Annotated in this window: 22 protein-coding genes and 1 pseudogene; 15 read left to right on the top strand and 8 right to left on the bottom strand. The window is 67.1% G+C overall.

The window, feature by feature from the left end; genetic code table 11:
* Positions 1 to 29: 29 nt before the first annotated feature.
* Positions 30 to 1,109: a chorismate synthase gene (aroC, locus tag B3T77_RS08000; protein ID WP_292078700.1), complete on the top strand. Its 1,080-nt coding sequence runs from the start codon at positions 30 to 32 to the stop codon at positions 1,107 to 1,109.
* Positions 1,110 to 1,336: 227 nt separating this feature from the next.
* Positions 1,337 to 1,678: a VOC family protein gene (locus B3T77_RS07995; RefSeq protein ID WP_292078699.1), complete on the top strand. Its 342-nt coding sequence runs from the start codon at positions 1,337 to 1,339 to the stop codon at positions 1,676 to 1,678.
* A gap of 3 nt (positions 1,679 to 1,681) precedes the next feature.
* On the opposite strand, the gene B3T77_RS07990 is transcribed toward B3T77_RS07995, so the two are convergent.
* From B3T77_RS07990 to thiE, 3 genes are all read right to left on the bottom strand, one after another.
* A complete protein-coding gene (locus B3T77_RS07990; protein ID WP_292078696.1) occupies positions 1,682 to 2,038 on the bottom strand; it encodes a hypothetical protein in 357 nt (118 codons plus the stop codon).
* Between the two features lie 475 nt (positions 2,039 to 2,513).
* The gene (locus B3T77_RS07985; RefSeq protein WP_292078694.1) at positions 2,514 to 4,205 is read right to left on the bottom strand and encodes a sensor histidine kinase; all 1,692 of its coding nucleotides are present in this window, start codon (positions 4,203 to 4,205) and stop codon (positions 2,514 to 2,516) included.
* Between the two features lie 62 nt (positions 4,206 to 4,267).
* Complete coding sequence (gene thiE, locus B3T77_RS07980) at positions 4,268 to 4,921, bottom strand: thiamine phosphate synthase (RefSeq protein WP_292078692.1); 654 nt, start codon at positions 4,919 to 4,921, stop codon at positions 4,268 to 4,270.
* Positions 4,922 to 5,051: 130 nt separating this feature from the next.
* On the opposite strand from thiE, the gene B3T77_RS07975 reads away from it, so the two are divergent.
* The 6 genes and pseudogenes from B3T77_RS07975 to B3T77_RS07950 form a co-directional block, all read left to right on the top strand.
* The gene (locus tag B3T77_RS07975; protein ID WP_292078690.1) at positions 5,052 to 5,237 is read left to right on the top strand and encodes a (2Fe-2S)-binding protein; all 186 of its coding nucleotides are present in this window, start codon (positions 5,052 to 5,054) and stop codon (positions 5,235 to 5,237) included.
* Positions 5,238 to 5,378: 141 nt separating this feature from the next.
* Positions 5,379 to 5,879 (top strand): bacterioferritin, encoded by a 501-nt coding sequence (gene bfr / locus B3T77_RS07970; RefSeq protein WP_026108332.1) that lies wholly within the window; start codon positions 5,379 to 5,381, stop codon positions 5,877 to 5,879.
* Between the two features lie 69 nt (positions 5,880 to 5,948).
* Entirely contained in the window at positions 5,949 to 6,509 is a 561-nt protein-coding gene (locus tag B3T77_RS07965; protein ID WP_055754984.1) for a tryptophan-rich sensory protein, read from the top strand.
* Positions 6,510 to 6,612: 103 nt separating this feature from the next.
* The gene (efp, locus tag B3T77_RS07960) at positions 6,613 to 7,179 is read left to right on the top strand and encodes an elongation factor P (protein WP_055754985.1); all 567 of its coding nucleotides are present in this window, start codon (positions 6,613 to 6,615) and stop codon (positions 7,177 to 7,179) included.
* A gap of 104 nt (positions 7,180 to 7,283) precedes the next feature.
* A complete protein-coding gene (locus tag B3T77_RS07955) occupies positions 7,284 to 8,090 on the top strand; it encodes an inositol monophosphatase family protein (protein WP_017504555.1) in 807 nt (268 codons plus the stop codon).
* A gap of 194 nt (positions 8,091 to 8,284) precedes the next feature.
* Positions 8,285 to 9,307 (top strand): annotated as a pseudogene (locus tag B3T77_RS07950) (glycerophosphodiester phosphodiesterase); the annotation flags it as partial.
* A 4-nt stretch (positions 9,308 to 9,311) separates the two neighbouring features.
* On the opposite strand, the gene B3T77_RS07945 reads toward B3T77_RS07950, so the two are convergent.
* Complete coding sequence (locus B3T77_RS07945; protein ID WP_292078686.1) at positions 9,312 to 11,180, bottom strand: ABC transporter transmembrane domain-containing protein; 1,869 nt, start codon at positions 11,178 to 11,180, stop codon at positions 9,312 to 9,314.
* A 153-nt stretch (positions 11,181 to 11,333) separates the two neighbouring features.
* On the opposite strand from B3T77_RS07945, the gene rpmE reads away from it, so the two are divergent.
* Both rpmE and B3T77_RS07935 read left to right on the top strand, forming a co-directional pair.
* A complete protein-coding gene (rpmE, locus tag B3T77_RS07940) occupies positions 11,334 to 11,558 on the top strand; it encodes a 50S ribosomal protein L31 (RefSeq protein WP_017506001.1) in 225 nt (74 codons plus the stop codon).
* A 159-nt stretch (positions 11,559 to 11,717) separates the two neighbouring features.
* A complete protein-coding gene (locus tag B3T77_RS07935; RefSeq protein ID WP_292078682.1) occupies positions 11,718 to 13,280 on the top strand; it encodes a L,D-transpeptidase family protein in 1,563 nt (520 codons plus the stop codon).
* Between the two features lie 9 nt (positions 13,281 to 13,289).
* Here B3T77_RS07935 and B3T77_RS07930 read toward each other — a convergent pair whose 3' ends face one another.
* Positions 13,290 to 13,790: a DUF1465 family protein gene (locus B3T77_RS07930; protein ID WP_055754989.1), complete on the bottom strand. Its 501-nt coding sequence runs from the start codon at positions 13,788 to 13,790 to the stop codon at positions 13,290 to 13,292.
* 109 nt (positions 13,791 to 13,899) lie between these two features.
* A complete protein-coding gene (locus tag B3T77_RS07925; protein ID WP_292078679.1) occupies positions 13,900 to 14,103 on the bottom strand; it encodes a DUF1192 domain-containing protein in 204 nt (67 codons plus the stop codon).
* Positions 14,104 to 14,191: 88 nt separating this feature from the next.
* Here B3T77_RS07925 and B3T77_RS07920 point away from each other — a divergent pair, with 88 nt between their 5' ends.
* Positions 14,192 to 15,163: an NAD(P)H-quinone oxidoreductase gene (locus B3T77_RS07920; RefSeq protein ID WP_292078677.1), complete on the top strand. Its 972-nt coding sequence runs from the start codon at positions 14,192 to 14,194 to the stop codon at positions 15,161 to 15,163.
* On the opposite strand, the gene B3T77_RS07915 is transcribed toward B3T77_RS07920, so the two are convergent.
* Entirely contained in the window at positions 15,160 to 16,002 is an 843-nt protein-coding gene (locus B3T77_RS07915; RefSeq protein ID WP_292078676.1) for a beta/gamma crystallin-related protein, read from the bottom strand. The genes B3T77_RS07920 and B3T77_RS07915 overlap by 4 nt on opposite strands.
* 220 nt (positions 16,003 to 16,222) lie before the next feature.
* Here B3T77_RS07915 and B3T77_RS07910 point away from each other — a divergent pair, with 220 nt between their 5' ends.
* A complete protein-coding gene (locus B3T77_RS07910; protein WP_039245300.1) occupies positions 16,223 to 16,888 on the top strand; it encodes a DUF1013 domain-containing protein in 666 nt (221 codons plus the stop codon).
* A gap of 73 nt (positions 16,889 to 16,961) precedes the next feature.
* Here B3T77_RS07910 and B3T77_RS07905 read toward each other — a convergent pair whose 3' ends face one another.
* On the bottom strand, positions 16,962 to 17,135 hold the full coding sequence (locus B3T77_RS07905; protein WP_017505994.1) for a YdcH family protein: 174 nt from the start codon (positions 17,133 to 17,135) through the stop codon (positions 16,962 to 16,964).
* Between the two features lie 116 nt (positions 17,136 to 17,251).
* Between B3T77_RS07905 and B3T77_RS07900 the strand changes: the two genes are divergently transcribed.
* From B3T77_RS07900 to B3T77_RS07890, 3 genes are read left to right on the top strand one after another with little or no spacing between them, the layout of a single operon-like run.
* A complete protein-coding gene (locus B3T77_RS07900) occupies positions 17,252 to 17,854 on the top strand; it encodes a UbiX family flavin prenyltransferase (RefSeq protein ID WP_017505993.1) in 603 nt (200 codons plus the stop codon).
* Positions 17,851 to 18,315, top strand: coding sequence for a TIGR02444 family protein (locus B3T77_RS07895; protein WP_174085664.1), 465 nt, complete (start codon positions 17,851 to 17,853; stop codon positions 18,313 to 18,315). The genes B3T77_RS07900 and B3T77_RS07895 overlap by 4 nt, the downstream gene beginning before the upstream one ends.
* 50 nt (positions 18,316 to 18,365) lie before the next feature.
* Positions 18,366 to 18,590: a YdcH family protein gene (locus B3T77_RS07890; RefSeq protein ID WP_017505991.1), complete on the top strand. Its 225-nt coding sequence runs from the start codon at positions 18,366 to 18,368 to the stop codon at positions 18,588 to 18,590.
* The last annotated feature ends 273 nt before the right edge of the window (positions 18,591 to 18,863 follow it).

Genomic DNA, 18,863 nt, shown 5'->3' with positions numbered 1-18,863 from the left:
GCAAGAGCAACCGCAAGAGCACAACGGCATTGAATACCTTCGGACAACTCCTCCGCGTTACCACCTTCGGTGAATCCCACGGGCCGGCGATCGGCTGCGTCGTTGACGGATGCCCGCCGATGATCCCGCTGACCGAGGCGGACCTTCAGCCGTGGCTGGACCAGCGGAAGCCGGGCGGCAGCCGTTTCGTGACCCAGCGCAAGGAAAGCGACACGGCGCGGATACTGTCGGGCGTGTTCGACGACGGCGACGGGCCGGTGACGACGGGCACGCCGATCTCAATCCTGATCGAGAACGAGGACCAGCGGTCAAAGGACTATGGCGAGATCGCCCGCGCCTATCGGCCGGGGCACGCCGACTATCCCTATCAGGTCAAATACGGGGTGCGCGACCATCGGGGCGGCGGTCGATCCTCGGCGCGCGAGACCGCCAGCCGGGTGGCGGCCGGGGCCGTAGCGCGCAAGGTGCTGGGCGACGGCGTTAAGATCAGGGCCGGCGTGGTGCAGATCGGCCCGCACCGGATCGCACCGGACCAGATCGACTTCGACGCCGTCCACGGCAATCCCCTGTTCGCCGCCTCGACCGAGGTCGTGGGCGACTGGGAGGCCTATCTGGACGGCATCCGCAAGGCGGGATCGTCGGTCGGGGCCATCGTCGCGCTGGAGGTCACGGGCGTTCCGGCGGGTTGGGGCGCGCCATTGTACGGCAAGCTGGACGGTGAGCTGGCGGCGGCCCTGATGTCGATCAACGCGGCCAAGGGCGTCGAGATCGGCGCCGGCTTCGAGGCCGCCGAACTGACCGGAGAACAGAACGCCGACGAGATGCGGCTGGACCTGAACAAGCAGCCGGTCTTCCTGTCGAACAAGGCTGGCGGCGTGCTGGGCGGGATTTCGACGGGCCAGCCGGTGACCGCGCGGGTAGCGTTCAAGCCGACCTCCTCCATCCTGACCCTGCGCCAGACGATCACCCGCGACGGCGAAGAGACGGACCTGCGCACCAAGGGCCGTCACGACCCATGCGTCGCCCTGCGCGCCGTACCGGTGGTCGAGGCCATGGCCGCCTGCGTGCTGGCCGACGCGCATCTGAGGCATCGCGCCCAGGTCGGCTGATCAGGGCCTGGGTCGGGGCGGACGCGGGTTTGCGCGATCGGTGTCGCGCCTCGGCGGCGGCTCGACCGGACGCGCCTCGCACCGCATCAGGGCCATCAGGGCCGACAGGCCTGTCGTCATCACGATCATCGCTCGATTCCTGCAACTGCGAACCGTTTGCAGGTTTGCGCATGTCGAGGGCGCGTGCAAGACAAGGGACCGGTGGCGCCCAACTCAGGAGATCAACCGTGCGTGAAGACGGAAAGCTGGACTACCTAGAACTCCCCGCCGCCAACCTGCCCGCGACCAAGCAATTCTACAGCCAGGCATTCGGCTGGACCTTCGTGGATTACGGTCCGACCTATGCCGCCTTCGATCAGGGTCTGGACGGCGGGTTCGACGCCGATCAGGCCGATCAGACCAAGACCCCGCTTCCCATTCTGTACGCCCACGATCTGGAAGCCATGCTGGCCAAGGTCGAGACGGCCGGCGGCCGGATCGTGAAACCGATCTACAGTTTCCCCGGCGGTCGCCGCTTCCACTTCGCCGATCCGGCCGGCACCGAAATGGCCGTCTGGTCCGAGGGCTGAACCCTATTTGACGTCGATGGACTGGCCGATCCGTTCGGCCAGGTCCCGGTCCGCGCCCTCGACGCTGGCGATCCAGACGTGGATCTCCTTGGGATCCGTGGCGCGCTGGAACAGGTGCTCCATCGCCAGACGGCGGCTGCCTTCGGTGACGACGACCGAGGCGCGGCCGCCGGCGCGGACCGTCTCGCCGTCATAGATCGGAAACTGCGACGACGGGCCGGCGTAGATCATCAGCAGGGTCTGGTCGCCGCGCTGGACGCGATAGATGCTGGCGGTCGCGCCCGCGCGCGCCGGGGTGATGGTCAGGCCGGGGGGCAGTTGGATGCTGAACGGCAGAGCGGCGATGGCGGCGGCGTTCAAGGCCGCCGGGGCGGGTGCGGCGGCCGGCGGGGTTGCGGCAGGCGCGGTCGTTGTCGGTTGAGGCGCGGTCGGTTGAGGCGCCGTTGTGGTCGGGGCTGGCGTTTGCGGACGTGTCGCGGTCGCCGGGCGCGTCGTGGCCGCCGGGCTTTGGCCGATGGGCGGCTGGGCCTGGGTCGTGCGCGGTGCGGATGACGCGGCGGGCGCCGGACGCGGCGATGCCGCGGGGGTCTGGCCGATTGGAGGCAAGGCCTGGCTCGTCGCCCGGGCCGGGGCCTGGGTCGGGGCCGGAGTTGCCGTGGAGGCGGCGGGCGGGGTCGCGGAAGGCGGGGCGCTGTTCAAGTCCCGCGTCAGGTTGGAACCGGGACGTTGCGGCGGGGGCGTCGTCGTCTGTCCGGAAATCACGAGGGCGGCGGCAAGGGCGATCATGGGCATGGCCGGACCATCGCGCGGCCGAAGCGCGACCGCAAGCGCGACCTCACGCCTTGGGCAGCAAGACCCAGAAGGTGGCGCCCTCGCCCGGCGCCGAGATCACGCCGATCGAGCCGCCCTGCAACTCGACCAATCGCTTGGCCAGGGCCAGGCCGACGCCGTGCCCCTCGACCGTCGAACGCTCAAGGCCCAGGCGGTTGAAGGGTTCGAACAGCTGCGCCTGCTTCTGAAGCGAGAGGCCGGGGCCGAAATCGCTGACCTCGATGCGGACGCAGTCATCCTGACGAAGCGCGCGCAGGATAACGCGGCCGCCGGATCCGCCGTATTTCAGCGCATTGCTGGTCAGGTTGGTGATGATCTGGGCCAGACGCTGGGAGTCCGCGACCGCAATCAAGCCATCGCCCTCGCACATCACCTCGACGGCGACCCGGTCGGCGTCGGGCCACAGCAGGCACGTGCGGCGCACGTCTTCCAGCAGGCCCGGAATGTCGGTCGGGCGCAGATCGACCCGGACCGCCCCGGACTCGGCCCGCGCCACGTCCAGCAGATCATGGGCCAGGGTCTCGACCTGCCGCGCGGTCTTGACCAGCATGTCGGACATCTCGGCCTGCTGGGCCGAGACCGGCCCGAGATGGCCCTGTCGCCACAGATCGCCGATGCCGATGATGCCGGCGACGGGGCTCTTGATCTCGTGGGCGACGTTGGCGAGCAGGCGGGACTTGGCCTCCGAGGCCTTTTCGGCGCGTTCGCGACCAACGCGCGCACGTTCCGCCAGAAGATCGCGCTCTTCCAGCAGCGAGGCCACCAGCAGGACGGGCATATAGCCGATCAGCACCAGCATCTGGGCCATCAGAACCTGGTGGGTCAGGTCGCCCTGGGCATAGGGGCCATGACCGATCATGGCGCTGCCGACCAACAGGATGCTCATCACGACCAGGGTGAAGGCCGCGCCGGCGACGCCAAGTCGGACCGCGATGCCGAGCAGAAGCGGGAGCAGGACGAAGCCCATCGGCACGTCGCCCGTGAAGGCGACATAGTAGAAGACGGGCACCAGACCGATCAGAACGACGGCTTCCAACAGCTTCCGGGGTTTCAGCAGACGCGCGAACATCGCAGGCGTCAGCGACATGCCCAGCGACCCCAGCACGGCGATGCCCAGGGTGTGGCCGAGCCACCAGGTCTGGAAGCCCTGCCAGACGATGTCGCCCTGGCCCATCAGCGACAGGATCAGGGTGCTGCACAGGGCGGCGGGAATCGGCGCCAGGACCGCCGCGAAGAACAGGAAGCTGACCGCGCCATTCAGGCTGGACAGATTGAGCGTGGGCGAGAAGCGGCGCGCCAGCAGAACGGCCGCCGCGATCTCGATCATGTTGGCGATGGTGAAGGCCAGGGCCAGCGGCGGCTTGTTGCCGGCGATGATCTCGCCGATCAGGATGCTGACGGTCAGGACGCCGGCGAAGGTAAGGTCGCTGGCGTGACCACGGCTGGTGCGCAGCCAGACGGCGACCGCGACGCCGCTGGCGCCCCACAGGCCGGCGACCAGCCCGGCCGAGCGGCCATACGCCACAGCCACGGCGACCAGGATGGCGACCGCAACGCCTGTCAGCACCGGGATCAGGGGACCGGAACCGTCCGGACCTTCGGCGCCGACGGGTACGGGCCGATGGCCAGCCGCCATCACGCCCTTTATGGGCGCGCTGGGGGGATCATCGACATTGAGCGCGCGGCTCAGGATCATGGACAGGTTCCGACCAATCAGAGGTCGGCATAGGATCAGCCGGTTCCTAATATCCCCTGAAGTCAGGGCCTCAATTTTTCATTGAAACGCCTGACGGCCTCGGCCGGGCCGTCGGGATAGTTCCAGACCCCGCCACTGACCGCCACGAAGTCGGCGCCGGCCTGCGCCAACTCGGCGGCGTTGTCGACCGTGATCCCACCGATGGCGACGCAGGGCGTCTCGACCGTTTCTTGCCACACCGACAGGATGTCCAAGGGCGGGCGATGGACCGTTTCCTTTGTGTCGGTGGGATAGAAGGCGCCGAAGGCGACGTAGTCGGCGCCGCCCTCTGCGGCGTCCCAGGCCAGGTCGCGGTCGTCGTGGCAGGTGACGCCGATCATGGCGCCCGGGCCCATGATACGCCGCGCCTCGGCCAGCGAGCCGTCTTGCTGACCGATGTGAACGCCGTCGCAGCCGGTGGTCCGCGCCAGATCGGGCCTGTCGTTCAGCAGGACCGCGACATCATGACGCCGCGCAATGGGAGCCAACACCTCGACCGCCGTGCGGATGGCGGCGTCGTCGGCGGGCTTCAGCCGGATCTGCAAGGCCGCGACATCGCCGGCGGCCAAGGCCTGATCCAAGGTCTGCGCAAAGGCATTCAGGTCGGCGATCACAGGCGGCGTGATCAGATACAGCCGGCAGGGCGGACGCTCGGGGACAGTCGGTGTTCGGGCCATGTCCGTCATTGCCTGCCCCCGCGACGATCCGTCAACGGGCCACCGCCAGCTGAGCCATGCGAACGACTTGCAATCGCCTTAAGGACTGCTATAGCGAACCATTCTCAGCCAGTGAAACGTGTAGCGCCTCGTGTACGTCTGCAACTGTAACGGTCTTCGCCAGCGTGATGTCGCCCAGGCCATCGAGGCCGGCGCCTGCCGTCCGCGCGACATCTTCGCGCGCAACCAGTGCCAGGCCCAGTGCGCCAAATGCGTCTGCGAGATGCTCCAGATGATTCAGGAAAGCCGCGAAGCGTTCGCACTCGCAGCCGAATAGTTTGCTTCGCTTGCGGGCGACAGTCACTCGCACTCTCAATGTAGTGATAAAAACTCGCAAATAAACAAAGCCCGTTTTACTGTGTTATGGCTGCGCTCGACAGACGGCGATAGCGCCGTGGCGAGACCAAGGATCATGGCCATGAAGGGCGACCCCGCAATCCTGCGCACGCTGAACGCAGTGCTGACCAACGAGCTGACGGCCGTGAATCAGTATTTCCTGCATGCCCGCATGTTCGAAAGCTGGGGCCTCGCGCACCTGGGCAATGTGATCTACGAAGAATCCATCGGCGAAATGAAGCACGCCGACATGTTGATCAAACGCATCCTCTTCCTGGACGGACTGCCCAATCTGCAAGACCTGCACAAGCTGAAGGTCGGCGAAGATCCGATCGAATGCCTGGGCGCCGACCTGCAACTGGAACTGGACAGCCGCGCGACGACCGCCGCCGCCGTGACCCAGTGCGAGGAAACCCGCGACTACGTCAGCCGTGACCTGCTGATGAAGATCCTGGCCGACACCGAAGAGCACATCGACTTCCTGGAAAACCAGCACAAGCTGATCGAGCTGATGGGCGCGCAGAACTATCTGCAATCGGCGATGAAAGAGATCGTCACCGACGGCGCGGCGACCGGCAACTAAGCTCTGCCTTCTGACGGAACTCCAATCCGCTCCGGCCATTAGCCTGTCAGGGCCAAGCTGGAGCGGACCATGACCGATATCGACGACGCCATCGACGACGTGCGCGACGCCGCCATGGACTTGCTGAACAGCGAGGGCCGCAGCGCCGGCCATGTGGTCGCCGGGATCGCCCTGACCGTCGGCTTCGCCCTGTTGGCCCACACCATCGCGTCGGGCGCGTTGAAGCCCCGTCGCAACCTGAAACAGGTGCGCGACAAGGACCTGCCGATCACCGAAAAGCCCAAGGGAGCCTTCAGCCTGATCCTGCCGGCGGTGTTTTCGGCGACGACTCTGTCTGCCGTGCGCGTCTGGAACGCGCCTCCGCAAAAGGAACGGACCCGCGCCATGGGCCTATGGGTCGCGGCCCAGACGGTGAACGCCGTCTGGCTTGGCCTGCGTCCGTCCTCAATGGCGCGTCAGGTGGTCGCCGCCATGTCGTCGGCCGGTCTGGCCGCCGCCTTCGCTCACGAGGCGCGCAAGCTGGACGAGGGGGCCGGCAAGATGGCGGCGCCGCTAGGATCAGGCGTGCGGTTCGGAAACTTCCTGCACCGCAAGGCCGACGACGCGTCGGGCGGACGCACCCTGCATTAGGTTGCGTCGCCTTGCCCTTTATCGGGGCTTCCTCTAGGGATCGCGCCCTATTCGCCTCGCCCCGAACGGAGCGAGGGCGCAACTCCATTTCCGATGTGACCCCATGAAGATCAACGGCAACACCATCAAGCCCGGCATGGTCCTGCAGCACAATGGCGGCCTGTGGGTCGTCACCAAGGCCAGCCACGTGAAGCCCGGCAAGGGCGGCGCCTTCGCCAACGTCGAGGCCAAGAACCTGGAGACCGGCAACAAGCTGAACGAACGCTTCCGGTCGGAAGACAAGGTCGAGCGCGTGACGCTGGAACAGAAGGATTTCTCCTATCTGTTCGACAACGGCGACAGCCTGGTCTTCATGGACGACACCACTTACGAGCAGATCGAACTGCAAAAGGACTGGGTCGGCGAAGAGCGTATCCCCTATCTGCAAGAAGGCATGAAGGTCGTCATCGAGATGCACGAAGAGCGTCCGATCGGCCTGGAACTGCCCGATCAGGTCGTGCTGGAAGTCGCCGAGACCGAGCCGACCGTGAAGGGCCAGACCGCCTCGTCGTCCTACAAGCCCGCGCTGGCGTCGAACGGCGTGCGCATCATGATCCCGCCCTATATGTCGGCCGGCGAGCGTATCGTCGTCGACACGACCAGCGGCGAATACGTCCGCCGCGCGGACTAACAGACCACCATGCTAAAGCGGCCCCTCGCGGGGCCGTTCCTTTCTGAACTTCTCCGACTGTCCGGCTGCGGCTTTGAAGGACTTTCGGACCAGGAGATTCCCCGATGGCCCTCGCCTCCGCCCTGCTCCAAGTCATGACCGATGCGGTGCGCAAGACCGCCCGCCCGATGCTGCGCGACTTCGGCGAAGTCTCCCAGCTTCAGGTGTCGAGGAAGGGCCCCGGCGATTTCGTCACAGCCGCCGACCTTAAGGCCGAAGACACGCTCTACGAACTGCTGATGAAGGCTCGCCCCGGCTATGGCTTCCTGGGCGAGGAACGCGGCATGATCGAGGGGACGGACAAGTCCCACACCTGGATCGTCGATCCGATCGACGGCACCACCAACTTCATGCACGCCATGCCCCACTTCGCCATCACGGTGGGGCTGGAACGCCGCGCGCCGGACGGGTCGAGCGAGATCGTCGCCGGGGTGACCTACAACCCCGTCATGAACGAGCTGTTCTGGGCCGAAAAGGGCAAGGGCTGCTATCTGAACGACCAGCGCATCCGCGTCGCCGGCCGTCGTGATCTATCCGAAAGCCTGATCGCCACCGGCTTGCCCTTCATCGGCAAGTCGGGTCACGCTCAGTCGATCAAGGACCTGCACGCGGTGGGCCAGCGCGTCGCCGGCATCCGCCGTCTGGGCTCGGCCGCCCTGGACTTCGCCTGGGTCGCGGCCGGTCGCTACGACGCCTATTATGAGCGCAACCTGAAGCCCTGGGACGTGGCGGCGGGCATCCTGTTCGTTACCGAGGCCGGCGGCCGGGTCACGACCATCGAGAACGACGGCGATCCCAAGACGGGCAAGTCGATCCTGGCGTCGAACACCGAACTGCATCCGCACCTGCGCAAGGTTTTGCAGGGCTCCTGAAGCTCGCTTCTGTCTCTTCCCCGCTTGGGGGAAGTGGCGCGGCGCTTCGTCAGCGCCGTGACGAAGGGGATCTTGCCTGATCGCCAGCGGCCGGTGGGGCGTCAAGAACCCCTCCACCGCTTCGCGGTCCCCCTCCCCACATGTGGGGAGGAGACGGTCATCGGCCTGTCGCGCCCCTGCCCTACCCAAGGCGGATGATCCGTTTCATCCTGTGCGGCCTCGTCCTTCTGACCGGAACGCCAGCCTTGGCCCAGCCCCTGATCATCGCCCATCGTGGCGCGTCCGGTGAACGGCCCGAGCATACGCGCGCGGCCTATGAGCTGGCGATCGAACAGGGCGCAGACGTGATCGAGCCGGATCTGGTGCTGACCAGAGATGGCGTCTTCGTCGATCGGCATGAGAACGAGATCGGCGGCACGACGGACGTGGGCGACCGGCCCGAGTTCGCAAGCCGTCGGACGACCAAGACCATCGACGGGGTCGAGACCACCGGCTGGTTTACCGAAGACTTCACCTTGGCCGAGTTGAAGACCCTGAGGGCCAGGGAGCGGTTGCCCGCGTTTCGACCGGGCAGCGCCGCCTATGACGGTCAAGAGCCAATCCTGACCTTCGGCGAGGTCGTCGCCATCGCGCGCGAGGCCTCGGCGCGGACCGGGCGGACAATCGCCGTGGCGCCGGAGCTGAAACACCCGACCTACTTCGCCGCGATCGGTTTGCCTATGGAGGACGGCTTCGTCGCTGAACTGGAGCGGCTGGGCCTGACGGGCGCCGACGCCCCGATCATCATCCAGTGTTTCGAGGTCGGGCCGCTGGAGCGGTTGGCGACGCGGATCGATGCGCCGCTGGCTCAACTCGTGGCCGCCAAGGGCGGACCGGCGGACCGGGCGGACGTGACCTATGCCCAGATGATCACGCCCGAGGGGCTAAAGGCCATCGCCGCCTACGCCGACTGGGTCGCGCCGGAGATGACCCTGGTTCTGCCGCGCGACGCCGAAGGCCGCACGACCGCGCCGAGCACCCTGGTCGCCGACGCCCATGCGGCGGGCCTCAAGGTCGTGGTCTGGACCCTGCGGGCCGAGAACGCCTTCCTGCCGGTCGAGCGACGCAGAGGCGACGACCCGGCCGGGCACGGCGATATGGCCGGCTATGCCGCAGCCTTCGCCGCAGCTGGGGTCGATGCGCTATTCAGCGACTTCCCGGATCTGGCGCGACCACGGCGCCCTAGTTGCGGAACTGAAGCTCGGCAAGGCGGGCGTAGAGGCCGCCCTGGGCGACGAGTTGCTCGTGGGTGCCCTCTTCGACCACGCGGCCGTCGTCCATCACGACGATGCGGTCGGCGCGCAGGACGGTGGCGAGGCGGTGGGCGATGACCAGGGTGGTGCGCTCCTCCATCGCCTGATCGAGGGCGACCTGGACCAGGCGTTCGCTTTCGGCGTCGAGGGCGCTGGTGGCCTCGTCCAGCAGCAGGATGGGGGCGTCGCGGACCAGGGCGCGGGCGATGGCCAGGCGCTGGCGCTGGCCGCCCGACAGGCTCTTGCCGCGCTCGCCGAGCGGGGTGTCGAACCCTTCCGGGAGGGCGTCGATGAAGCCGAGCGCCTGGGCCTTTTCGGCGACAGCGCGGGCCTCTTCCAAAGTCGTATTCTCGCGACCGAAGCGGATGTTCTCCAAGGCCGAGCCCGAGAACAGCGGCGTTTCCTGCGACACCCAGGCGAAGCGGTCGCGCACGGCGACGGGATCGGCCTGGCGCACATCGACGCCGTCGACCGAGACCATGCCGGTCTGCGGATCATAGAAGCGCAGCAGCAGGCGGAAGACCGTGGACTTGCCGGCGCCGGACGGGCCGACCAAAGCGACCGTCTCGCCAGGGCGCACGGTCAGGCTGAAGCCCTTCAAGGCCGGAAGGTCGGGGCGGCCTGGATAGGCGAAGCCCACGGCCGACATCGACACCTCGCCACGCGGGGGCGTTGGCAGGGCCGTGGCCTGGGGCGGCGGGGCGATGCCGGCGACGGCGCGCATCAGCTCCTCGATCCGCTCCATTGCGCCGGCGGCCTTTTGCACGTCGCCCCAGCTTTCGCCGAGCGCGCCAACGGCGCCTGCGGCGAAAACGGACAGCAGAACGAACTGAAGCAGGGCGCCAGGCGTCATAGCGCCCTTCACCACGTCCTGGGCGCCCAGCCAGAGCACCAGGGTCACGCCGCCGAACATGACAACGATGATCAGGGCGGTCATCCAGGCGCGGGCCTGCATCCGCGTCAGGGAAGCGTTGAAGGCGTCCTCGACCGCCGCGCCGAAGCGGGTGATGGCGCTCTGTTCACGACCGAAGGCCTGGACCGTCTCAATGGCGTCCACGCTTTCGCCGGCGAAGCCGACGGCGTTGGCGAAGCGGTCCTGGGACGCGACGGTCAGTTTGCGCACCTTGCGGCCGAAGATGAAGATCGGCCCCAGGAGGAAGGGCACGATCAGCAGGACGAAGCCGGTCAGCTTGGGGCTGACGAAGAACAGCAGGGCCACGCCGCCGATCAGGGTCAGGAAGTTTCTGAGCGCGTACGAGATCGATGTCGTCATCAGCGTCTCGACCAGGGCGATGTCCGTGGTCAGGCGCGACAGCACCTCGCCGGTGCGCATATGGACGTAGAAGGACGGGTCCAGCGTCAGGATGCGGCCGAACAGGCCCTTCCGCACATCGGCGATGACGCGCTCGCCCGTGCGGGTGACGAAATAGTAGCGTGCGGCGGTCGCCAGCCCCAGGAACAGGGCGTTGGCGCCCAGCAGCAGGAACCAGATGTTCAGATTGGCGCCGCCCGCCTCAAACCCATGATCGATGGCCCCGCGCGCCAGGGCGGTCAGGCCCAGCGAGGCGGCGGTGGACAGCAGCAGCCAGAAGACCGCCATCAGGGCATGACCCTTGTGGCGCATGGCAAAGGGAATCAGTCGCGCCAGCGGGCGGATGTCGCGGCGCTTGGCGCGCTTGGCGCCCGCTTCGGACATCTGGTCGGCCAGAAGGGCGCCGGCGCTGGGCCGCCCCTCCAGCGACGCCATGCCCGAGGCGCGGTTGGCGGAAGGAGCGGAGGCGGCGGCTTGATCGGTCATTTCGCCCGCCTCTTGCCCCGGAACGCCCCCCGGTGTAAACGCCGCCCCTCATTCCCGCCGGGCCTTTCCCTTAAAAAGGATTTGGTGGCGGGTTTCTCATTTCACGCGCACGGACGGTCGGCATCGTCACCGCGCAGAGACCGGACGACGACCATGAAGGCGGATACCCATCCCGACTACCACTTCATCACCGTGGTGATGACCGACGGCAGCACCTACCAGACCCGTTCGACCTACGGGAAGGAAGGCGACAAGCTGGCCCTCGACATCGATCCGTCGACGCACCCGGCCTGGACGGGCGGCAACGCCCAGCTGATGGACCGCGGTGGTCGCGTCTCGCGCTTCAACAACAAGTTCGCCGGCTTCATCAAGAAGTAAGCGCGTCTTGGCTGCGACATCTCGCAGCAATCGGAACACCAAGAGCGTCGGTCGCAAGGCCGGCGCTTTTTGTTTGGTCGGAACACCGATAATGTGGGGGCGTTCGGGTACCAGGGGCGTCGGCCACGCTGGCCGAAGCGATCGAAGAAGCGGAAGACTATGAATAGACGGCAACTGGGTCTGGGCGTCGCGATGGCGGCCATGACCCTTGGCTCGGCGGCGCGCGCGCAGCAGGTCTTCGTGCAGCGCGGACCGGAGGCGACCGCCTTCTACAACAGCTTCAACGACCAGATTTCGCGTCTACCCGAGACGCAGCAGGCGGATGTGCGCGCCTTCTATGAAATGAACGGCTGGCGGCCGGTGTGGAACGCCGACCGGGTGCGGGCCTTGAACACCGTCGCGGCCGGCGCCAATCGCCATGGTCTGGCGGGCTCTGACTATTTCGACTTCGTGGGACTGGCGGCCGATCCGACGAGCGCGGACCTGCGGACCACGGCGGCGGCGCTGGCCTATGCCCGCGTCCTGGCCGAGGGCAAGGTCCGGCCCGAGACGGTCGAAGACCTGTGGGAGATGCAGAAGAACCGTGTGGACCTGCCGCGCGGTTTGAGCGACGCCCTGACCCGCAATGTGCTGGGCCAATGGTACGAGGGCCTGGCGCCCACCGACATCGGCTATCAGAACCTGTCGGCCGGCTATGTCCGCTATCGCCGTCTGGCGGCGCAGGGCGGCTGGCCCCGCTTCACCCAGGGCGCGACCATCGAGCCGGGCAACAGCGATCGCCGCATCCCCGCCCTGATCGATCGCCTGACGGCCGAAGGCGACCTGTCGGCCGCCGACGGCGCGCGGCTGAAGTCGCAGGGCCTGGTTTACAACGCCGAACTGCAACGTGCGGTGCAAAGCTTCCAGAACCGCCATGGACTGGGCGCCGACGGGCGGATCGGCGCGGGCACCCAGCGCTCGCTGGGCGCCTCGGCCGAGGACCGTGCGCGTCAGATCGCGCTGAACCTGGAGCGCCGTCGCTGGCTGAAGCGCGAGGTTGCGCCCGAGCGGATCGAGGTCAACACCGCCGCCGCCATTATGGTCTATTGGAAGGACGGCAAGCCGGTTCACTCCAACCGCGTCGTGGTCGGCTCGGCCGAGAACCAGACGCCCAGTCTGGAGAAGCCGTTCGCCTCTGTCGTGGCCAATCCGCCCTGGTATGTGCCGGCCGGCATCGCGCGCCGCGAAATCCTGCCCAAGGGGCCGGGGTATCTGGCCGCCAACGATATGTATGTGAAGGACGGCACGGTCATCCAGCGCGCCGGTCCGCGTTCGGCCCTCGGCTATGTCAAGTTCGAGCTGCGCGACAGCTACGCCATCTTCCTGCACGACACGCCGTCGAAGGCCGCCTTCAACCTGTCCACGCGTCAGCGCAGCCACGGCTGCGTGCGGGTGCAGAATGCGGTGGAGTTCGCGCGCCTGCTGCTGTCGCCCGATCCGACCAAGCTGGCCCAGTTCGACACGGCCCAGGACACGCGCGAGACGACGCGCGTGACCACCGGACGCGAAATCTCGGTACGTCTGCTGTACTGGACCGCCTTCGTGGACGGTCAGGGTCGCGTGGCGTTCCGCGAGGACGTCTATGGGCGCGACGACAAGCTGGCGCAGGCGCTGGGCATCGGCGTCAATCTGCCCAAGCCCATCGACGACGGCCGGGCGGACGCCAACGACGTCGGGCCGTAAAGGGGGCGATCAGCCCCTGAAGGCCGCCTCGAGCATGCCCATCTGGCTGAGCACCGGGTTTTCTGGGGCCTGATCCTGATCGTCGGCATACATGCGGCGATCCAGATACAGGGTGCGGTCGAACAGCTTTTCCGATCGCACGAGGTATTCAATCAGGGCGATCGGCAACTCGGCGTGGCTGGGCTCGGCGTCGATGCGGCGCTCGTTCAGGCGATAGCGCGGCTCGCAGGCGGTTTCCGGCGACATGTCGTCTTCGCGCACGGCGCGCTGGACCAGGAGCCAGGAGGCGATCTGCATCAGGCGGGTGGTCAGCTTCATGCTCTCAGCCGCATAGGCCAGGGCGGCGGCGCGCGACAGCATCTTGGAGTCGCGACGGCCCTCGCCGTCCAGATAGGCGGCGGTTTCTTCGACCAGTTCCATGCCTTCGCGGAAGGTGCGATCGAACAGCTCCGACCGGGCGAAATCGCGAACGGTGCGGCTGCGGTCAGCGGGGGACGGAGCGGAGGTCATTTGAGCATTGATCATCAGAGAAGGTCGGGTCCGTCCTGCAATCGGCCCCTGGCGGCGCCGTTCGCACGAAAGATGCAACGCTCATGCCATGCCAGCGGATCATTCGCGATCACGAACCGAAGCTGAACAGGGCGTCGGCGGCGTTTTTCTTGGAGCGTTTCGTCTCGATCGCGGCTCGCGAGCGCGTGATCTCGGCCTCAAGCGCGGCGATCCGCTCCTGCAAATCCTCGACGGCGTAAACATCCAGATCTTCGCGTGACAGGGCCCGCAGCGGTTCACCGCGTTGCGGGCGGGGTTCAAGATCTTCGAACATCGTCGCCTTCCTTTCGCGCTGTCATGGCCAAGGCGGTCCACGTTCCCTATCTGAACGCCCGGATACGGACGAATGCAAGGCGAGTGCGATGCGCGTGATCGAAATCGAAGGCGGTTCCGGACCGGCCGAGGCGCTGAAAATCGCCGAACGGCCCGATCCCGTGGCGAGGCCGGGTCAGGTGCTGATCCGGGTGCGGGCGGCGGGTGTGAACCGGCCGGACCTGCTGCAACGCACCGGCGCCTACCCCCCTCCCCCCGGCGCGTCGGACGTTCTGGGGCTTGAAATCGCCGGCGAGATCGAGGCCGTCGGAGAGGGCGTCACGCGCTGGGCGGTCGGCGACCGGGTCTGCGCCCTGCTGGGCGGCGGCGGCTATGCGGAGTTGGCCGTGGTGGATGCGCGTCATGTCCTGCCGATCCCCCAGGGTCTGGATTTCGTTCAGGCGGCCGTGCTGCCGGAAACCGTCTTCACCGTCTTCGCCAATGTGTTCGAGGGCGGCGCGCTGAAGGCCGGCGAGACGTTGCTGATCCACGGGGCGACCAGCGGCATCGGCGTGACGGCCATTCAGATGGCCAAGGCGGCCGGCGCCCGGGTGATCGCCACCTCACGCGGGGCGGACAAGGCCGCAGCCGCCAAGGCGCTGGGCGCGGACATCAGCCTGGACGCCAAGAGCGATGATCTGGAAGCGCAGATCCGCGAGGCGGGCGGCGCGGATGTGGTTCTGGACATGGTGGGGCGCGATTACGCCGCCCTGAACCTGAACAGTCTGAATGCGGGCGGGCGCTGGGTAGTCATCGCCTCCCTGACCGGCCCCAAGGTCGAGATGGATCTGCAGCGGATCATGCTAAAGCGATTGACCCTAACGGGATCGACCTTACGCAGCCGCCCGGCGGACGAAAAGGCGCGTCTAACCGCGGCTGTCGAGGCGACCGCCTGGCCGTGGGTCGCATCCGGCAAGGTGAAGCCGCCGGTTCAGGCGGTGTTCGCGTTGGAACAGGCGGCCGATGCGCACGCTGAACTGGAAGCCGGCGGGCACATCGGCAAGATCGTGCTGAGCGTCTAGTACCGCCCGCCACGCACGGGGCGCAGCGACGAAATGTTGTCGTTGAAGCCGCCGTTCAGGAAGCGGACGTCGCCTTCGACGATGCGGCAGCGTCCCCGGAACTCGGCGTCGGTGCAGACTTCCCAGCGGCCTTCGACGCGCATCGAACTGATGCGGTCGTTGAATGGGGTGCGGCCCAGGTTGCGGTCTTCGCTGGTGAACTCACGCGAAGCGCCGCGGAAGTTGGCGTTCTCATAGACGGTGATCGAGGACCGACCCCAGCCGCCGCCATTGCCGCCGCCCCATCCCCCTTCGCCTTCCCACTGACCTCGCACCGGGCCACAGACCAACAGACCATTTTCGTTCGCGATGTCGAAGCGGCCGCAGCGGCTGTAGTCCAACGAGCTGGCGCGACGATCCCGACCGCCGCCCTCGCAACGGGCGAACAGGCGACCGTCGCGCACCGAGGCGTCCGTGCAGCTTTGGCGATAACTGCCTTGGGGCGCGCGGCCGGCGCCAGCGCCCCAGTCTGGACCGCCGTTGCCCGGCCCACCATTGCCAGGCCCCCAGCCGCCGCCGGGACGGCCGGGCTGGCTGTCTTCATAGTCGCCACGGAACCGCCCGCAGACCAGCAGGCCGTTGTCGTTGTTGATCTCCTCGCCGCCGCAGCGGTTCAGCTCGATCGACGTGCCGCGCATCCGGCCGCGCGTATCGCGGCAATCGGCATAGAGACGACCGCGATTCACATAGGCTTCCGAACACGACTGGGTATAGCCGCCGCGCGGGGCGACGCGTTGCTGCGCATAGTCCTGGCCGGAGGCCATTGCTGCGGCCAGAGCCGCGCCAAGCAGAATGGACATGGTGGTTCTCCTCTCCCGAAGCTGAAAAGCTTCATTACCGCGAAGGTTGCGTCAGGGCGGATGAACCGTTGCTGTATGGGATTGTCGCTCAGCGTTTTCTTTTGTGTCGAATAGGCCTATATCGGCATCATACGCGCCCGGTCGAAAGGCCGGGCGCCGTCGTATCCAACGCCAGCCGAAGCCTCATTCGGCGGCTCAACAACACCGGGACGAACGCCCCATGAGCGACATTTTGATGCCCAAGGCCACTGCGGTCTGGCTGGTCGACAACACCTCTCTCAGCTTCGAGCAGATCGCCGACTTCTGCGGCCTGCACCCGCTGGAAGTTCGCGGCATCGCCGACGGCGACGTGGCGCGCGACATCCGTGGCGTAGATCCCGTCACCGGCGGCCAGCTGACGCGCGAAGAACTGGACAAGGCCCAGGGCGACGAAAACTATCGCATGAAGGCGATCGTCAGCCGCCACGCCGAACTGCTGAAGTCGGCAAAGCCGGCGCCGAAATACACGCCCGTGTCGCGCCGCCAGGACCGCCCCGACGCCATCGCCTGGTTCGTGCGCAACCACCCCGAGGTGACGGACGCCCAGATCGCCAAGATGCTGGGTACGACCAAGTCCACCATCGAGAGCGTGCGCAACCGCACGCACTGGAACAGCGCCAACATCAAGCCGGTCGATCCGGTGACGCTGGGCCTGGTCGGCCAGCTGGCCCTGGACGAGATCGTCAAGAAGGCCGCCGACAAGAAGGCCAAGGACGATCTGAAGAACGGCGGCGGCACGATTCAGCCCGTCGAACAGGTCGAGGCCGAGCCCGAGTTCGTGCCGGAAGCCCGCCAACGTCCCGGCGCCGAGCCGACGGCGGAATCGGTGTTCGGCACCAAGGACTGATCCGCCTTCGCGCAACGAAAACGGCCCCGGAGAGCGATCTCCGGGGCCGTCGTCGTTTTCAGGGAGACGGACGCTAGGTCGCGCGCGCCTCCAGACTGGTGATTTCTTCCTTCAGCCGAAGCTTCTTCTGCTTCAGCGCCCTGACCTGCAACGGATCCGTGGACGGGCGGGTAAGCTCCTTCTGGATGGTCTCATCCAGGGTGCGATGACGATTACCCAGTTCGCGAATACGAGCCTCGATGGTCATGGCTTGCGCCTCCTTTGGTTAGGGACCAGTAGAGTGAGCGCCCGGTTTGGCGCGCTGTGTAATCACTTTCCAGTGACAGCCCGTCGCCCCGGACCCGAAGGAGGCTGACCCTCAAAATGGACGATGATGTGAACGGAGCCATACGGAACCCGCCCGCCAGACTGGTGGTCGGAATTTCAGGGGCTTCCGGCGCCGTCTATGGCGCCCGGGTGCTGGACGCACTGAACGATTTGGGCGTCGAAAGCCATCTGGTCGTGACCAAGGCCGCCCTGCTCACATTGTCGCAGGAGACCGATCTGTCTCCCGACGAACTGACGGCCAAGGCGTCGGTGGTTCACAAGCTGGGCGACGTGGGGGCGACGATCGCCTCCGGCTCTTTCCGCACCCTGGGCATGATCGTGGCGCCCTGCTCGATCAAGACGATGAGCGAGATCGCGACAGGCGTGACCTCTACCCTGCTGACGCGGGCGGCCGACGTGACGCTGAAAGAGCGGCGACCGCTGGTGCTGATGGTGCGCGAAACGCCGTTCCACCTGGGCCACCTGCGCACCATGACGGCCTTAGCCGAAATGGGCGCGATCATCGCCCCGCCCCTGCCCGCGCTTTACGCCCGGCCGAGCTCGATCATGGAGATGGTCGATCAGTCGGTGGGTCGGACGCTGGATCTGTTCGGCCTGGATTGGGGCGCGGTGCGACGCTGGGAAGGCCTGAAGTCATGAGGCTGTGGGACTGGGCGGTCGCCGCCTATGGCGCGCCGGGGGTCGGCGAGGCGTGTCTGGCGCTGCAGGACAGCCACGACCAGAACGTGCCTGTGCTGCTGTGGTCCGCCTGGGTCGCGGCGACGGGACGAAAGCCCGACGAAGAGACAATCGAGGCGGCCTGCGACACCGCCCGGGCCTGGGAGAGCGTCGTGGTCGCCCCGCTACGTTCGGTGCGGCGGATCCTGAAGGCGCCGGTGCCCGATATCGACGATGGCCCGCGTGAGAGCATGCGCAACCGCATAAAGGCGCTGGAGCTGGAGGCGGAGCGGCATTTGCTGGACGCGCTGGAGGCGTTGGCGCCCGAACCCAGCGGGCCGGCCCGCCCGATCATCGACGGCCTGGCAGCCACCGCCCGGATGTGGGCGGATGTGACACCGCGCCCGGCTCTGATCCGGCTCGCAGACGCCCTTCCGGCCTGAGATCAGCGTGGCTATAAGCGGCCTGAGACGAGCGGCGTGGAGATGACACGATGAACGACGACACGCCTGCGATCACCGAGGAAATGGCCGAGCTTCAGGCGCGGGTGAACCATCTGCGCCAGGAGCACGCCGACCTGGACGCCTCGATCGAGGCCTTGGGTCAGGCCGCCATTCCCGATCAGCTGATGATCGCCCGGCTGAAGCGCAAGAAGCTGGCGCTGAAGGACGAGATCGTGAAGCTGGAAGACCGAATCCTGCCCGACATCATCGCCTGATCTGGCCGGTCGAGCGGCAGGTTCCGCCCTGCGACCATCCGCCGCCCTGCCCTAGCCCCAAAGTCGCCAAAGCCCGCGGGCATAAGCCGTCCTCCCACGGAACGCCGTGCGCTGTCGGGGCGCCGCTTCCTTCATTCCAGAGCGTAGAGACGCTGGAGAGGCCGCCGAATGCGACGCCTGCTGTCCAACGCGCCGATGGCGCGGTGCAAGACCCTGTTGATCCACTCCGGCCAGACGGCCGCCTTCGCCGCCGTGGCCGTCTTCGCCGCCGCC

This window comes from Brevundimonas sp. UBA7838, from assembly GCF_002500885.1.
In the GTDB taxonomy this organism is placed as follows: domain Bacteria; phylum Pseudomonadota; class Alphaproteobacteria; order Caulobacterales; family Caulobacteraceae; genus Brevundimonas; species Brevundimonas vesicularis_C.
The sequence above is the reverse complement of the archived record's forward strand: the minus strand, read 5'-3'. Positions and strand labels throughout refer to the sequence as shown.

What these genes read in the sequence shown, in the direction of transcription:
- B3T77_RS07945 (WP_292078686.1), bottom strand. Translation starts at nt 11,180, where the DNA reads ATGACCGATCAAGCCGCCGCCTCCGCTCCTTCCGCCAACCGCGCCTCG.
- B3T77_RS07925 (WP_292078679.1), bottom strand. Translation starts at nt 14,103, where the DNA reads ATGTTCGAAGATCTTGAACCCCGCCCGCAACGCGGTGAACCGCTGCGG.
- B3T77_RS07920 (WP_292078677.1), top strand. Translation starts at nt 14,192, where the DNA reads ATGCGCGTGATCGAAATCGAAGGCGGTTCCGGACCGGCCGAGGCGCTG.
- B3T77_RS07985 (WP_292078694.1), bottom strand. Translation starts at nt 4,205, where the DNA reads ATGATCCTGAGCCGCGCGCTCAATGTCGATGATCCCCCCAGCGCGCCC.
- B3T77_RS07965 (WP_055754984.1), top strand. Translation starts at nt 5,949, where the DNA reads ATGACCGATATCGACGACGCCATCGACGACGTGCGCGACGCCGCCATG.
- rpmE (WP_017506001.1), top strand. Translation starts at nt 11,334, where the DNA reads ATGAAGGCGGATACCCATCCCGACTACCACTTCATCACCGTGGTGATG.
- B3T77_RS07955 (WP_017504555.1), top strand. Translation starts at nt 7,284, where the DNA reads ATGGCCCTCGCCTCCGCCCTGCTCCAAGTCATGACCGATGCGGTGCGC.
- efp (WP_055754985.1), top strand. Translation starts at nt 6,613, where the DNA reads ATGAAGATCAACGGCAACACCATCAAGCCCGGCATGGTCCTGCAGCAC.
- thiE (WP_292078692.1), bottom strand. Translation starts at nt 4,921, where the DNA reads ATGGCCCGAACACCGACTGTCCCCGAGCGTCCGCCCTGCCGGCTGTAT.
- B3T77_RS07895 (WP_174085664.1), top strand. Translation starts at nt 17,851, where the DNA reads ATGAGGCTGTGGGACTGGGCGGTCGCCGCCTATGGCGCGCCGGGGGTC.
- bfr (WP_026108332.1), top strand. Translation starts at nt 5,379, where the DNA reads ATGAAGGGCGACCCCGCAATCCTGCGCACGCTGAACGCAGTGCTGACC.
- B3T77_RS07910 (WP_039245300.1), top strand. Translation starts at nt 16,223, where the DNA reads ATGAGCGACATTTTGATGCCCAAGGCCACTGCGGTCTGGCTGGTCGAC.
- B3T77_RS07915 (WP_292078676.1), bottom strand. Translation starts at nt 16,002, where the DNA reads ATGTCCATTCTGCTTGGCGCGGCTCTGGCCGCAGCAATGGCCTCCGGC.
- B3T77_RS07905 (WP_017505994.1), bottom strand. Translation starts at nt 17,135, where the DNA reads ATGACCATCGAGGCTCGTATTCGCGAACTGGGTAATCGTCATCGCACC.
- B3T77_RS07890 (WP_017505991.1), top strand. Translation starts at nt 18,366, where the DNA reads ATGAACGACGACACGCCTGCGATCACCGAGGAAATGGCCGAGCTTCAG.
- B3T77_RS07935 (WP_292078682.1), top strand. Translation starts at nt 11,718, where the DNA reads ATGAATAGACGGCAACTGGGTCTGGGCGTCGCGATGGCGGCCATGACC.
- B3T77_RS07900 (WP_017505993.1), top strand. Translation starts at nt 17,252, where the DNA reads ATGGACGATGATGTGAACGGAGCCATACGGAACCCGCCCGCCAGACTG.
- B3T77_RS07930 (WP_055754989.1), bottom strand. Translation starts at nt 13,790, where the DNA reads ATGACCTCCGCTCCGTCCCCCGCTGACCGCAGCCGCACCGTTCGCGAT.